Raw genomic sequence first — 14,633 nt, 5'->3', positions numbered from 1 at the left:
CAGCAAAGGCTCAGTAGAGGGCCATGCCGCCCGGCCCGGCCGTGAATCCGGCAGCGGACATGGCCATGCCCAACGGTTCGCGCATAGTCAGGGGTCGGCCATTGGCATCACTGAAGAGAATGCGTCCCTGCCCACCCCGCCTCAGCCATGAGGCCAGCTGGGCGAAGGCGGCCTCCAGCAATCCACGGTCCGGCTTGCCGAAGACCAGTAGATGATGACCCTTGGGCGCCGCATAGACCAGGGCGCGGCCTCGATTCTGCACCATGAGGTTCCCCATACGCCGAATGGGCCGACCACTGCCATCCCCCGATGTGGTTGGCCAGGCAAGAGCCGTGCCATAGAGGTTGGCTGGATCGGTCACGTCCATGACCACGGGTTCGGGGGGCCGCTGCTCGGAATCTTCGTTAGCGCGCTCATCCTCTTGGAAGCCTCTGAGCTGGTCAATCACCTCCCGGGGGGCGAACTGGGCGCCGCCGAAACCATCAACGATGACTCCGCGCGTCAGCTGGCCGGCCTCCTCCATGCGTCTGCAGACCTGATAGAGGGCCGAGAATCCGCCAGGGAGGGACCGCACTTCAGACAGTACCGGAGCCAGGAGCCCATAACGGTCCAGGATGGCTTGCTCCTCGTGGACCAGGCGGACGGTCCGCTGCCGGTCAGCGTACTGGCTACTACCTCTAAGCTCATCGCTTGAATCATCCTTGTGAGTCCCTGACGCACCTCCCGCTGCTCCGCGCTCATCCGCAACCAGAGTCCAGAACCCCTCCGTAGCCGCTGACAGCGCTGATGAGCCGGCTGTCCGCGTCAAGGCCGAACGACCCAAGGGCCTGCCGCGTCCACGCAATCCATAAGGCAAACGGCGGGTCCTACCTGAGGTCTGTGGGCCTGACCCTCGGACAAGGCGCCGTACTGGAGCCAAGGAGGCGTTGGTGACCACTCCACGCCTGACCAGCCACCAGAGCGACCGGGCCAGAGCCTCCTGGTCGGGGGTCTCAGAATCAGTGGAATCAATGTCACCCCTGCCCCGATCGGCGCAGGCTCGCAGAAGCCGATCGAAGCGGTAGGCTCCGCCATCAGCCAGAACATTCAGCAAGGTCTCTTCCAGATCGCCCGCGTTGCCCGAGTTGCTCGACTTGTCGGCCTCATCCGTGACTGGTAAAGAACCGGCAGCTTGTGCTGGAAGCTCCTTATCTAGGTCCTCGGCCAGATAAAAGGTCATGGCGCCCAGAGGCCCCTCGCCCTGTTCGGAACCCACCCAGACCACCTGGCCCGAGGCCAGCAGATCGTCTATCAATGCGGGACCGTAATCACGCACCCTGGCCGGGAAGATGGCCGATTCCCAGAGCGCAGGCGGAAGAGCCAGCCCTTCCAGCTGCCCGACTACCTCCAGCAGCCCCTCAGTGCCCATCAGGGGTTCCTGACCGAGGAGTGCCAGACCCTGCCGATGAAGAAGAAAGTCGCTGTAGACATGGCCGGGAACGGGGCTGGCGGCCTTGCTCGCCTTGGCCAGGGACCTCGAGCGCAGTCGACGGAAGACCTCGGGATCCAGCCATCCTCGACGGGGTTCGCCTCCCTCCCATCCTGGCTCGCCATAGGCACTCAGGTCAGGACGGGGGAAGACCCCGGTCATGAGTAGCTCGCGTGCGACCAAGGAACGCAGTCTGTCCTCCAAGAGGGCACTGCCCAGGCCCAGGTGGCCAGCCAGGTCCGCGGTAGTGAACGGCCCATGGACTGCAGCGTATTGCCTGACCAGCTGGTCGAAGGCCTCGCTGTCTGATTCCTTTGTTGACTGGACGAATGGCTGGATGCCTGGGCCCAGGACCGCCGTAAGCCGCCCCGCCTGACCAGCCCATACCCAGCAGTCGCGAGCGCCTAGCCTGATCTGTACCACCCTGTGCTGGGCCTTCAGCTCTTCCAAAATGACACGAACCTGTGCCTCCGTCGCCGGTTCGTCCTCCTGCCCGTGCATGCGCCGACGAATCCCCGCCAAATCCATGGGGCCCAGGATGCGCAGCAGGTCGGCCAATCCTTCGACCCCCTTGGCCCGGGTCCTGGGCGAGAGTCGCTGCAAATCAGCGGTCACCTGGTCTACTGTCTCCTGGTCCAGAAGGTCGGCCATGTCCACCTGGCCGACCATCTGCTCCAGCAGGTCGGAGTCGATGGCCAGCATGGCGGCATCGCGCTCGGCCTTGGGCATGTCGTACTGGTACATGAAGGTACCCAGGTAACCGAAGAGCAGACCTGAGGCCATGGGCGAGGGGGTCTTGGTGGAGGCCGGGACCAGACGGACGCTCCCCTGCTCCAGGTCGGCCATCAGCTCGCGCAGGGCAGGCATGTCGTAGACGTCCTGCAGGCACTCGCGCATGGTCTCCAAGACCAGAGGGAAGTCATCCTCCTTCAGGGCTGCATCCAGCAGACGGGAGGCCCGTAGACGCTGCTGCCAGAGCGGAACCCTGCGGCCGGGCTCCATCCTGGGCATGTAGAGCGAGCGGGCTGCGCACTGGCGGAAGCGGGCTTGGAAGAGCGCAGAGCCAACCAGATGCCGTCGAACCTCGCGTTCCACCTGATCGGGGGTGAATACGAATATTCGCTGATCTTCCAGGAAGGCATCCGTGTCTGGAATCTGCACGACGATGCCGTCCTCACCTGCCCAGACGGATCCGTCGTAGCCGCGCTCGCGGGAGAGCCGTGCGGTGATGGCCAGAGCCCAGGGCTCGTTGACCCTGCGGCCGTATGGCGAATGGAGGACCATCCTCAGGTCGCCCTCCTCGTTGGGGCAACGCTCGACCACCAGATGCCGGTCGTCGGGCACCTGGCCCGTAGAGGCCTGCTGCTCGGCCAGAAAGGCAGCCAAATTGTTGATAGCAGGATAGTCCAAGCCGTCCTCCAACAGACGAGAGCAGACGGCTTGAGTGAAGCCTGGCCGACCGGAGGCAGTCTGGACCGCCGGTATCAGACCCTGGGACAGTTCCCTGGCAAGCTTACCCAGGCGACGGCCGAAGGCAGGGTCACGTCCAGTGCCTTCACCATGCCAGAAGGGCAGTCTGGCTGAGCGTCCCGGAGCGGGTACCACCACCACACGATCGCGGGTGATCTGCTGGATCCTCCAAGAGGTGGTACCCAGGGTGATCACGTCTCCCTTTCGGGACTCATAGACCATCTCCTCGTCCAGCTCTCCTACTCGACGGGGTTTGCCGCCGGCGGCCTCTGAAGGCATGACCACACTGTAGGAGCCACGGTCGGGAATGGTGCCTCCGGAGGTGACCGCCAGGCGTTGCGCGCCGGGGCGGGCTGTCAATGTGCCGGTCTGGTGGTCCCAGACCAAGATGGGGCGGAAAGCGGTGAAGTCCTGGGAGGTGTAGGCGCCACTGAGCATGCCCAGCACCGCCCGATAGACTTGCTGGTCCAAGTGGACGAAGGGTGCAGCCCGTCTGACCGTGGCAAGCCAGTCCTGCTCCTTGAGTGGCCCCATGGCAGCTGCGGCCACCGTCTGCTGAGCCAGAACATCCAAAGGACTGCTGGGCATGATGATGGGTTCTATATCACCTTGGACCATACTTTCCATGCTGGCCGTACACTCCAGGATCTGCTCACGAGTCAGGGGGAAAAGCCTGGCTTGCGACACCCGTCCCACCTGGTGGTCGGCCCGGCCCACCCTCTGCAGCCCCGAGGCGGTCGACAGCGGGGCATTGACCTGGATGACCAGATCGACCGAGCCCATATCGATGCCCAGCTCCAGGCTGGAGGTGGCTACCACGCACCGCAGCCTGCCGGCCTTGAGGTCGTCCTCAACCTGGCGGCGGCGCTCCTTGGACACCGAACCATGGTGGGCCATGGCAATGGGTTGGTCGACACTCAGGCCGGAAGTCCTATCGGAAGTGGACCCGGTGGCCGAATCGTAGTGGGCGGGCTCCCTGGCCTGCCCAGCCCTGCCGGTGGACTTGACTGTTTCATGGGATAAACCTGGCTGGTCGTGATTCAAGGCCTGCAGATCTGACTGGTGCAGGTCGTTCAACCGGGCGGTCAGGCGCTCGGCGAGGCCCCGTGAGTTGACGAAGACCAGGGTGGTGTGGTGGGACAGGACCTGGTCCAGAATGGCCCGTTCGACGGCAGGCCAGATGGATCCGCTTCTTTGGTCGCCATCCTGCCCATCCTGGCCCGATTGGCCGGGCGGCGCAGCCAGATCGCCCATGTCCTCCAGGGGTTCGATAAGCCGCAGGTCCATGGCTGTGGACGACTTGGGCTGAATCAGGCTGACGGGACGGCTGCCTCCCAGAAAACGGGCCACTTGCTCGGGCGGCCGGACCGTAGCCGACAGACCTATCCGCTGCACTGGCCGTCCGACCAGGTCGTCCAGCCGCTCCAAGCTCAGCGCCAGATGAGCCCCGCGCTTGTTGCCCGCCAAAACGTGGATTTCGTCCACAATAACGGTCTGGACGTTCTTCAGTGTGCTGGCCGTCTTTGAGGTCAGCATCAGATAGAGCGATTCGGGGGTGGTGACAAGAATATCCGGAGGATGAGCAGCCAGAGCCCTACGGCCGCGGGCATCGGTGTCCCCAGTGCGGATGCCCGTCCGGACCTTGGGCACTTTTCGTCCCTGTCTGGCGAAGCGCTCGGCAATGCCGTCCAGCGGATTCTGCAGGTTGCGGGCCACGTCCGTCCCCAGGGCCTTCATGGGCGAGACGTAGAGCACAGCGACACCTGGTTCCCGAGAGCGCCGAGGCCTGGTCACGAGCTCGTCAATGGCCCAAAGAAAGGCAGCCAGAGTTTTGCCTGAACCGGTGGGCGAGATGATCAGCGCATTGCCGCCCGAGCGGATGGCCGGCCAGGCTTGTACCTGGGTCGGCGTGGGACCTTCGGGAAAGGCCTGACGGAACCAGTCCGCCGTCTGCGGGGAGAAATTACCCAAGGGATCGTCCATATGCGTCACGCTCCTCTCCCCGTCCTTTTGGACATTCCTGAAGGTCAATCAGGTATCGATCTTGCTCCGGTCGAAGTCGTCGGCATTGTCCACGATGAACTGCTTGCGGGGCGGCACGTCGTCGCCCATGAGCAGGGGGAAGATGCCGGCCGCCTGAGCGGCATCCTCCATGCGGATACGGCGCAGCATGCGGGTCCTGGGGTCCATGGTGGTGTCAGCCAGCTGGTCGGCGTCCATCTCACCCAGACCCTTGTAGCGCTGCACATCGGGATTGTAGTCGATGTGCTTGGCCTGTAGGTCGGCCAGCTTGCCTTCCAGCTCATCGTCCGAATAGGTGTAGATGAACTTCCCCTTGTTCTTGCCTGCAAGAGCGATTCGATGCAGGGGCGGCACGGCTGCATAGACCCGCCCGTTCTCGATCAGGGGCCGCATGTAACGGTAGAAGAGGGTCAGCAACAGGATGCGGATGTGTGCGCCGTCAACATCGGCGTCGGTCATCATGATGACCTTGTTGTAGCGGGCCTGGTCGATGTCGAAGCTGGCTCCCGAGCCAGCACCGACCACCTGGATAATGGAGGCGCACTCCTTGTTGGTCAGCATCTGGGACAGGGATGCCTTCTGCACGTTGAGGATTTTGCCGCGGATGGGCAGCAGTGCCTGGAACATGGAGTTTCGGGCGGCCTTGGCCGTACCCAGAGCGGAGTCGCCCTCGACGATGAACAGCTCAGCAATGTCGTCGTTGCCAGGCATGGAATCCGAGAGCTTGGAGGGCATGGAAGCTGACTCCAGGGCGTTCTTGCGCCTGGTGACCTCCTTGGTCTTGCGTGCCTGGACGCGGGCGTGCATCTCGCCGACGATCTTCTCCAGTACTTGGCCGGACTGCTCCTTGAAGCCGCGCTTGGAGCCACTGATCATTTGGCCGAACTGATCGTCGGTCATTCGGGTGACGATGGGTTTGACCTGGGCTGTACCCAACACATCCTTGGTCTGGCCCTGGAACTGCGGCTCGGCGATGCGTACCGTAACCACGGCCACCAGCCCAGCCAAGACATCGTCGCGCTCCACCTTAGTGTGAGAGTCCTTGAGGTTGACCTTGAGGCGGCGGGCATTGGCCTCCACGGCCTTGCGCACCTGACGGGTCACGGCGTTCATGAACCCGTCCACGTGCATGCCTCCGCCGGGTGTCTCTACCACATTGACGAAGCTACGGACGACTGAATCGTAGTCATTGACCCAGCGCAGGGCGATATCCACCCCGCAGACACGCTCCACCTGCTCGGCATGCAGCTCGCCGTCCGAACCCACACGCTGGGTCTCCTCCTGGTAGGTGTCCTGCCCACTGATCCGCCAGATGTCGCTGACCGGCTCACCCTTGGACAGGAAGTCAACAAAGTCCGTCACTCCACCGGTGTGAAGGAACTCCTCCACTCGCTGATGGCCGGACTCGTCCTCCGGCTGCAGCATGAGCCGGTCAGCCCGCTCAGTGGCCGAAAGATTGGCGTCATCTCTCTCATGATCCGATCCGTCGGAATCAGAGCCATCTAAATGTCCGACCGAGGTTAGTGCAGCATCTGCCTGCGTGTCCTCGGCACGTTCGTCTCCGGCACCTTTTTCAGAGATATCGCCGCTGTCAGGCGATTCACGAAGGTTCTCATGAATGTCCTGATCGTCCTGGACCGGAGCGGGGTCGCCGTCAACCTCCAGTCGCAGGTCCTGTTCGGCGCTTCCTGTGGCCGGAATGCGGTCGTCAATCACGGTGATCTTGAGGCCGGGCACCAGGAAGCTGGTCTGACGCACCCGGTCAATCAGCTGGGCGTAGCTGAACCGGGCCGTGGGGTTGAAGATTTCTGGGTCAGCCCAGTAACGCACCCTGGTGCCGGTACGGGACTTGGGCACGTTGCCCACTACCTCCAGGGGCGTAGGCCGGTTCTTCCTGGTGCGTTTAAAGGGCGAGTCAGGCGATGGATGCTCCGAATCTGGGTCCTGATAGGTGCCAGGATGACCCTGGTGGAACCGCATCCGATGGGTCTTGCCATCCCTGTCCACCTCCACGTCCAGTCGGGAGCTCAGGGCGTTGACCACCGAAGAGCCCACTCCGTGCAGGCCGCCCACAGCCGTGTATGAAGAGTTACCGAACTTGGCGCCGGCGTGGAGCTTGGTCAGGACCACCTCCACGCCGGTCAGCCCTGTCCGAGGTTCAATATCGACAGGGATGCCTCGGCCGTTGTCGTCAACCTCGATAGAGCCGTCCCGGTGCAGGATGACCTTGATGTGGTCGCACTGGCCAGCCAGGGCCTCATCCACGGCATTGTCGATGATCTCCCAAAGGCAATGCATGAGCCCCTGGCTGTCCGTGGTCCCGATGTACATGCCTGGACGCTTGCGTACTGCATCCAAGCCATCCAGGACCGTCAGACTGCCGGCACCATAGGACTTTCTTTCATCAGGCTTTTTCGCCACCATTTACCTCGCCGTTCACCTCATGGCGCCCTGGAGGATACAGCTCCCCACATGGGCCGTCGCTTACGCACCGATGACCATTTCTAGCAAGGAGGCCTCGACAGTGTCAGAGTCTCCCCACCGGGCGTAGAGGTCACTGATCCAGGAAGTCCCGGAGGGTCTGTGAGCGCGAAGGATGCCGTAGCTTGGACATGGTCTTGGACTCGATCTGGCGAATGCGCTCACGGGTGACCCCGTAAACACGGCCGATGTCGTCCAGGGTCTTGGGCTGCCCATCCTCCAGGCCATAGCGCATTTTAATGACGCCGGCCTCGCGGGGGCTCAGGGTCTCAAGAACCTGCTGGAACTGTTCCTGCAGCAGAGAGAAGGCCACAGCATCCGATGGGGCGATGGCATCGGTGTCCTCGATCAGATCACCGAACTCCGAGTCGCCGTCCTCACCCAGAGGGGTGTGCAGGGAGATGGGCTCACGCCCATACTTCTGGACTTCCTGAACCTTCTCGACAGGCATGTCCAGCTCCCGCGCCAGCTCGTCGGGGGTGGGCTCGCGGCCCAGGTCCTGCAACATCTGACGCTGAACGCGGGAAAGCTTGTTGATGACTTCGACCATGTGGACGGGCACGCGGATGGTTCGGGCCTGGTCGGCCATAGCACGGGTGATGGCCTGGCGGATCCACCAGGTGGCGTATGTGGAGAACTTGTAGCCCTTGGTATAGTCGAACTTCTCCACAGCGCGGATCAGACCCAGGTTGCCTTCCTGGATCAGGTCCAGGAAGAGCATGCCCCTGCCGGTGTAACGCTTGGCCAGGGAGACCACCAGTCGCAGATTGGCCTCCAGCAGATGATCCTTGGCCTTCTTCCCGTCATTGGCAGCCCACTTGAGCTCGCGGCGGCGCTTGAAGTCCATGCCCTCGCCCTCGGTGTCCAGCAGATGCTGGGCATAGAGGCCGGCCTCGATACGCTCCGAAAGGTCCACCTCCTGCTCGGCGTTCAGCAGGCTAACTCGGCCAATCTGCTTGAGGTAGTCCTTGACAGGATCGGCAGTGGCGCCAGCGGTGACCACACGACGCTTGGGGTTGCCTGAGGGGGTGACATTCTCGTCGTCATCAGAATCGTCGACAACGAAGGCACCCTTGACCTTGGCAGCGAGGGCATGAGCGGCCTTGCGGTCCTCCTCGGCCTCATCCTCGACCTGGGAGGCCTCATCCTCCTCCTGATCGTCCTCGTCGGGTTCGTCCTCCAGCTGATCCTCGCCCTTGTCCAGCTGGTCGTCGTCCTCCTGGTCCTCTAGCAGGTCCTCGTCGGGCTCTTGCTCCTCCTGCTGCAGGACGGGCTCCTCTTCGACCTTCTTCGTGGTCTTGGATGCCGGGCGGCGGTTCGTCTTGGTAGCCGAAGTGCCGGCAGTGGCGGTCTTGCGGGCTGTGGTCTTGCGGGACGCCTTGCTGCTGGTCTTGGACCTGGTGGCGGTCTTGGTCTTGCCTGCGGTTGAACTGGTCCGGCCCTTTCCGGTATCCACTGTGGCTGTCTTGGCTGACTTGGTGTCCTTCGTGGCCAAATTCTCCTCCTGGATCATCCCACCCGCCGACACTGCTTTTAAGGCACAGCTATGGCAAGGTCAAATCGTAAACTCACTAAGTGAACCACCCCAGGGGGACGATTATTCCCGATTCAGCCCGATTGCCTCCAAGCTGGGTCGATACTGCGGCCGATCAGTGCTAGAACGATGGCGGCCAAGCTGCATGAGCGGTCGTCGTCCAGGGCTCCCTCAGCAAGACCGGACGCCAGGGATCCCCCACTCCACCAGTCGACATAGGCCGCGACCGCCAAGGGCTGGGACCGGAACCCCGGCGGAACCTTATCCGCCATAGCCTCAAGCATGGCCAGTCCAGCCTGACAACGTGGTTGGTCCGGCCGTGTCGCAGGATCCTTGAAGACCGCATCCAGAATGCTGCAGAGCGCCGTGACGTTGGATGGATCGTTGGGACGAACACACAGGTCCAGCAACCGATCCCTGTGCAGACCAGGCTCAGGTGCCAGGATGGACAGAATAAGCCCGTCGCGTATGGCCAGGGTCTCCTTGATGGCCACAGCCAGACGGTCAGCTGTATCGGAGTCCAAAGGCGGGTACGGCTGCTGCCCTTTCAAGCCGGCAGTCCAGTCCGTCAAGGGTTGCCGGAGCCATCGCCTGTCAGCATCTTCCACACCCCATCGTCGTCGGCCCTCTCGATAGTTCTCAACAAGTTTTGTCATGCCGTCTTCGTGCATGTCATTCATACAGTCATCGCCTCCCATCCGCTCCCGGTCTGTGGTCCGGGGAGCCTTGGCACCATCCTGAACCAGTTGGAACCGTTGGGAAGGCCACAGCCGATCATGTGGTCAAGTGGGGTCATCCATCCACCATGTTCCTTGCAGCCATGGGCCGTGCAGCCCACCCGCTGGGCAGATATGCAGATAGGCTCTAAGGCATGAAGAGCGTGACAGCAGCACGGGTCGAACAGCGTATGGAGGAACTGCTCCAGCGCCATTTCGACTACCTGACTGCTACAGGGCCCGGACCGGACCATCCCCTAGATGAGGACCCCTCCCAGGAGGCTTTGCAGGCGGTTATTCTCCAGGCAATCGAAGCTGGCCGAGGCGGCAAACGGCTGCGTGCCCTGCTGCTCTGCGACGTCTGGAGGGCTCTGGAATCCGAGCAGAATCCAGACCGTGAACAGGCGGTAGTGGACCTTGCCTGTGCCCTGGAGGTCTACCAGACTAGCGCCCTAGTCCACGACGACATCATTGATGGCTCTCCCCGTCGCCGGGGCCGCCCTGCCGCGCATCTGGCTCTGAGCCGGCCGGTTGCCGAAAACAATCCAAACGACCGGGCCCCCGCCCGACCTGATGCTCGCGGCACTGGCTTGGGCATCCTCCTTGGCGACCTGCTGGCATCGCTGAGCACGGCCCTGGCCCTCCAGGCGGCTGCCGACCTGCCTCAGGGGCCGGCCATCGGCAGGGTCTTCCAAGCTATACAGACAGCTGTGGTCACCGGACAAGTCCTGGACATGGGGATGGAAGAGGCTTCCTTGGACGATCCGGAACGTCTGCGCAGCCAGGCCATGCACACCATGGCATGGAAGACCGCCTCCTACACCACCATGGCCCCCCTGGCTCTGGGGTTGCTAGCTGCCGGAACGGACCTGGAAGAGCATAAAGTGTCAGTGCACGCCCTAGGCCTGGATCTGGGACTGGCCTTCCAACTGTCGGACGATCTGCTGGATGTGGCAGGCGACGACCGCCACACCGGCAAACCCGTGGGAGGCGATATTCGCGAGGGCAAGCGGACCGTCCTCCTGGCCGACACTTTGGCCATGGCCAATCCTGACCAGGCCAAGGAGGTTCGCCGTCTCTACGATTCCCCCTCCCAACGCCGCAAGGATGCCCAGGTGAATATGGTCCGTGACCTGATGCAGTCCTGCGGGGCCGTAGAGGCCAGTCGTCGACGCATAGCCGACCTGTCCGTCCGAGCCCAGGCCCGAGCCCAGGCCCTGGCCGACGACCTGCACCTGTCTGCCAGGGGCCGAACCATCTTCCTGAAGGCCTGCCGACGCTTCCTGCCGCTTGCCACCACCGCCGGGTATCATGAACGTGTATCTTCCATTGATGCCGAGGCCGGTCAGGCCTCCGAGGTGCAGAGGGCCGGACAAGACGAGCATGAGTGAAGCGGACGAGAGGACAAGCGACCGGATCATAGACGGGCGCTACCGCATTCTGCGCGAGATTGCACAAGGTGGCATGGCCACGGTCTACGAGGCTCTGGATCTGCGGCTGTCCAGGCATGTGGCGGTCAAGATCATGCATACCATGCTGGCCCAGGGGCCGCACAGGGCCCAGTTCGAGGAGCGTTTCCGCCGGGAGGCCAGGTCTGCGGCCGCCATCGCCAACCCCCACATTGTCCAGGTTTACGATACCGGCGTCGACCAGGGGCTGGACTACCTGGTCATGGAGTATGTCCACGGAATAAGCCTGCGGAGGGACATGGCCCGTCAGGGCGTCTATCCCCTGAAGGAGACCCTGCGCATCGTGGGCGAAATCCTGGACGGCCTGGCCTCCGCCCACCGAGCCGGCGTCATCCATCGCGACATCAAGCCGGAAAACATCCTCATCAACGACCGCGGCCATGTGGAGATAACCGACTTCGGCCTGGCCCGCGCCGCCGCTCAAGCCACTCTGTCCTCGACAGGCATGCTCATGGGCACGGCCGCCTACCTGGCCCCTGAAACCATTGAGAACAATGAGGCCTCACCCCAGAGCGACCTCTACGCCGTGGGCATCATCGCCTACGAGATGTTGACCGGCACGGTCCCCTTCGCCAGTGACAATCCGGTAACCATCGTCTTCAAGCACGTCCACGAGGATGTCCCCTCCCTGGCCAGGGTCTGCCCGGGAATCGACCCATCCGTAGCCGCCCTCGTCTCCGGACTGACCGACCGCTCCCCCGAAAATCGCCCAGACAACGCAGGCAAGGCCCTGGAGAGCCTGAGAAAGGTGGTCAGGGGACTAGACCGGCAAGCCATGGACTACATGTTGCCTGCAACAGCCACAGCGGCCGCAGCAGACGCAGCAAGCGGAGAGCCCGAACTCACCATCGCCGGGACCCCTGGACACGACCCTGAGATGCCCGAATCGCTAACTCAAAGAGCTACGGCACCCAGTGACGATGCCGAAGATGCAGCCACACATACCATTGCTGCAGTAACCGACCCGGAGGGTTCAGACACGGTCCTGGCTGTGCCCGCCCCGCCCGAAACCGATGCGGACGCAGCGACCAGACGCTATCGGCTCAACGACGTGGACACTCCCTCCCAGGCCGAAACTACAACCGTTCTACAGCCTCAGGACCCGACGACTTCCCCCGCCGATGTGGCGGCTGTCCCGGCTTCTGTCCAGACCATGCAGCAAGGCGCTGAAGCAGCGAAACCCAAGCACCGGCATCGGGGCTTGATCATCGTGCTGGTGATTCTGCTGGTGCTGGCCCTGGCCGGAGGCGGCGGAGGCGCCTGGTGGTATTACCTGGGTCCGGGCAGTTATTACGCACTGCCCAAACCGGATGACATCTCCTGCTCCGAGAATCAGGACTGCAAGGTTATTGGCGCCGACTACGCCAAGTATACCCGCACGCTTAAGGTCGCAGGCATTAAGGTCTATACCGACTATGACTTCAGCGATCAAGTGCCCAAAGGGACCATCATGGCTGCGGATCCCGATGCGGTCGGGGCCCATATCAGCAAACGTGGCGGTCGCCTCAACCTGACCGTCTCCAAAGGGGTTCGCCAGGCTACAGTGCCCAAGGACATCCTGATGCCAGACACCTCCAACGGCAAGGACCCCGTCCAAGCCCTGAAAGCGGCTGGGTTCGACAAGATCGTCCATGACTCATCCAAGGACCAGTACTCCATGGATATACCCGAAGGAGCGGCGATTTCAGTGGAGCCGGCCCCAGGGACCAAGACCCGGCACGATACCAAGGTCAGCCTGGTCCTGTCCAAGGGTCGGATGCCCGTGGCCATGCCCGACATCATCGGCAAGGCCAGGGACGATGCCAAGGCGGCCCTGGAAGCCCTTCGGCTCAAGGTCAACTACAGCGAGGACTGGTCAGACACGGTACCCCGCAACCAGGTGATTTCCGCCTCCCACCAGGCCCAGGAACAGCTTCACTGGGGCGATGCGGTCAACGTAGTGATCTCCAAGGGGCCGCAGTCCATCACCATGCCCGACGTGAAGGGCAAGAGCCAGGACGAGGCCACCCAGATCCTGCAGAAATACGGACTCAAAGTCAACATCTCCGCACCGCTGGGCAACCTGACCCATACGGTGCGAATTCAGGATCCCAACCCCGGCACCCGAGTCAAGGTGGTCAATGATGACGGCTCACCAGCCGTCGTGACTCTGACTGTGGTCTGACTACGCTATTCCCTGCAGTCCGTCGTCAGCCCAGTTCTTCTTTGCTCTCATGCGCCTTGATGACCTGAGCATACACATCCACGTAGCGCTGCCCGCTCATCTCCTCGATCTCCTGCATGATCCTGTCGGTCAGGTTGCGGATCTCCTCGTGGGTGAGGCTGTTGACAGGCACGTAGGGCACAGTAATGGGCTTGCCGAAGATGACCTTGGTCTTGCCGCGGTGTGGAAGCACATGGCCGGGTTCCTGAAGCTGCCGAGTACCAATGATAGCGGTGGGCACCACTGTCGTTCCAGTCTCGAAGGCAAGCCGCGCCGCCCCGGTGTGCCCGCGGTAGAGCCTGCCGTCAGGGCTTCGCGTACCCTCTGGATGGATGCCGAAGATATGTCCGTGTTCCAGGATGGAACGTGCGGTTTCCATGGCTCCCAGTGACTTGGAGCCGCCCGACCTGTCGACGGGGAAGACTCCGACCGAGCTGAACCACCACTTCTTGAACTTGCCCTTTATTCCCTTGCCGTTGAAGTACTCGGCCTTGCCCATGAAGTGGATCATCCGCGGGCAGGTGATGGGTAGGAGGGCATCGTCGATGACGGCCAGATGATTGGAAGCGATGATGGCAGCCCCATGCTTGGGAATGTTCCCCGTGCCTTCAACGGACGGTTTGAACCAGGTACGCGCCAACGGACCGAGCAATTTGACGAAGAACCAGTACAGCACAGAGACTCCTTGGTAGCGAATGCGTGCGGCCGAGGTTACGATGGTTCTATGACCGAGCACAAGCATAACGACGCCGGGAATCAGTATAACAGCGAGGCGGGAACCGGGTCCTCACAGGGGAACGATGAGTGGATGGACTTCCTGAACTCGCACGCTGACGAACTAGATTCCCTGGAATCGTCCAAGACGGCCAAGGAATTCGAAAAGAAAGCTCGGAAGTCCGAGAAGAAGGCGGCGCTGAGGGCCGAGGACTTGAAGCGCGATTCCTTCGTCGGCGGCTCCGGGCCACGCGATTTCCAAGGCAGGAGCTGGCTGGACACCGACGAGGTCATGGACCAGTCGTCGAACTTTGTGCCGCCTAACCCTGACCTGAGCGACCTTGGCAAAAGGCGGATGGCCTTCATCATCATGACGGTGCTGGGCCTGGTCTGCTTCTTCCTGACCATCCTGATCCCCCGCTGGTCCGGCTTGACCGGCCTGCTGGCGGGCTTGCTTCTGCTGATAGGCATCGCAGGATTGATCATTGACCGGAAGAACTTCCGCGATGCCTCAAGCGGCCTCTTCGATGATGACGAACGACACTACCGGCGATGA

At 62.5% G+C, this 14,633-nt stretch carries 7 protein-coding genes and 2 pseudogenes; 3 read left to right on the top strand and 6 right to left on the bottom strand.

Features of this window, described 5'->3' with window-relative positions; genetic code table 11:
- Nucleotides 1–10: 10 nt before the first annotated feature.
- From ACVWNW_RS08105 to ACVWNW_RS08085, 5 genes and pseudogenes are all read right to left on the bottom strand, one after another.
- Complete coding sequence (locus ACVWNW_RS08105; protein ID WP_454482151.1) at nucleotides 11–4,921, bottom strand: ATP-dependent helicase; 4,911 nt, start codon at nucleotides 4,919–4,921, stop codon at nucleotides 11–13.
- Nucleotides 4,922–4,969: 48 nt separating this feature from the next.
- Nucleotides 4,970–6,358: pseudogene (locus ACVWNW_RS08100) on the bottom strand (toprim domain-containing protein); the annotation flags it as partial.
- A gap of 302 nt (nucleotides 6,359–6,660) precedes the next feature.
- Nucleotides 6,661–7,384, bottom strand: a pseudogene (locus ACVWNW_RS08095) (ATP-binding protein); the annotation flags it as partial.
- A 130-nt stretch (nucleotides 7,385–7,514) separates the two neighbouring features.
- Nucleotides 7,515–8,936 (bottom strand): RNA polymerase sigma factor, encoded by a 1,422-nt coding sequence (locus tag ACVWNW_RS08090; RefSeq protein ID WP_232346789.1) that lies wholly within the window; start codon nucleotides 8,934–8,936, stop codon nucleotides 7,515–7,517.
- A 113-nt stretch (nucleotides 8,937–9,049) separates the two neighbouring features.
- Complete coding sequence (locus tag ACVWNW_RS08085) at nucleotides 9,050–9,655, bottom strand: DUF4192 domain-containing protein (protein WP_454482149.1); 606 nt, start codon at nucleotides 9,653–9,655, stop codon at nucleotides 9,050–9,052.
- Nucleotides 9,656–9,846: 191 nt separating this feature from the next.
- On the opposite strand from ACVWNW_RS08085, the gene ACVWNW_RS08080 reads away from it, so the two are divergent.
- Together ACVWNW_RS08080 and ACVWNW_RS08075 are read left to right on the top strand one after the other, a co-directional pair.
- Nucleotides 9,847–11,082: a polyprenyl synthetase family protein gene (locus ACVWNW_RS08080; RefSeq protein WP_198207065.1), complete on the top strand. Its 1,236-nt coding sequence runs from the start codon at nucleotides 9,847–9,849 to the stop codon at nucleotides 11,080–11,082.
- On the top strand, nucleotides 11,075–13,324 hold the full coding sequence (locus ACVWNW_RS08075; protein ID WP_454482145.1) for a protein kinase domain-containing protein: 2,250 nt from the start codon (nucleotides 11,075–11,077) through the stop codon (nucleotides 13,322–13,324). The genes ACVWNW_RS08080 and ACVWNW_RS08075 overlap by 8 nt, the downstream gene beginning before the upstream one ends.
- Nucleotides 13,325–13,349: 25 nt before the next feature.
- Here the strand turns inward: ACVWNW_RS08075 and ACVWNW_RS08070 are convergent, their stop codons facing one another.
- Nucleotides 13,350–14,039, bottom strand: a complete 690-nt coding sequence (locus ACVWNW_RS08070; RefSeq protein ID WP_454482143.1) for a lysophospholipid acyltransferase family protein — start codon at nucleotides 14,037–14,039, stop codon at nucleotides 13,350–13,352.
- Between the two features lie 48 nt (nucleotides 14,040–14,087).
- On the opposite strand from ACVWNW_RS08070, the gene ACVWNW_RS08065 reads away from it, so the two are divergent.
- The gene (locus tag ACVWNW_RS08065) at nucleotides 14,088–14,633 is read left to right on the top strand and encodes a hypothetical protein (RefSeq protein ID WP_454482141.1); all 546 of its coding nucleotides are present in this window, start codon (nucleotides 14,088–14,090) and stop codon (nucleotides 14,631–14,633) included.

It is taken from the genome of Bifidobacterium sp. JNUCC 75 (assembly GCF_054819865.1).
This window is presented reverse-complemented; position numbering and strand designations above follow the sequence as displayed.

Excerpts from the sequence above, each read along its gene's own strand:
- ACVWNW_RS08105 (WP_454482151.1), bottom strand. The coding sequence starts at position 4,921 with ATGGACGATCCCTTGGGTAATTTCTCCCCGCAGACGGCGGACTGGTTC.
- ACVWNW_RS08085 (WP_454482149.1), bottom strand. The coding sequence starts at position 9,655 with ATGAATGACATGCACGAAGACGGCATGACAAAACTTGTTGAGAACTAT.
- ACVWNW_RS08080 (WP_198207065.1), top strand. The coding sequence starts at position 9,847 with ATGAAGAGCGTGACAGCAGCACGGGTCGAACAGCGTATGGAGGAACTG.
- ACVWNW_RS08075 (WP_454482145.1), top strand. The coding sequence starts at position 11,075 with ATGAGTGAAGCGGACGAGAGGACAAGCGACCGGATCATAGACGGGCGC.
- ACVWNW_RS08065 (WP_454482141.1), top strand. The coding sequence starts at position 14,088 with ATGACCGAGCACAAGCATAACGACGCCGGGAATCAGTATAACAGCGAG.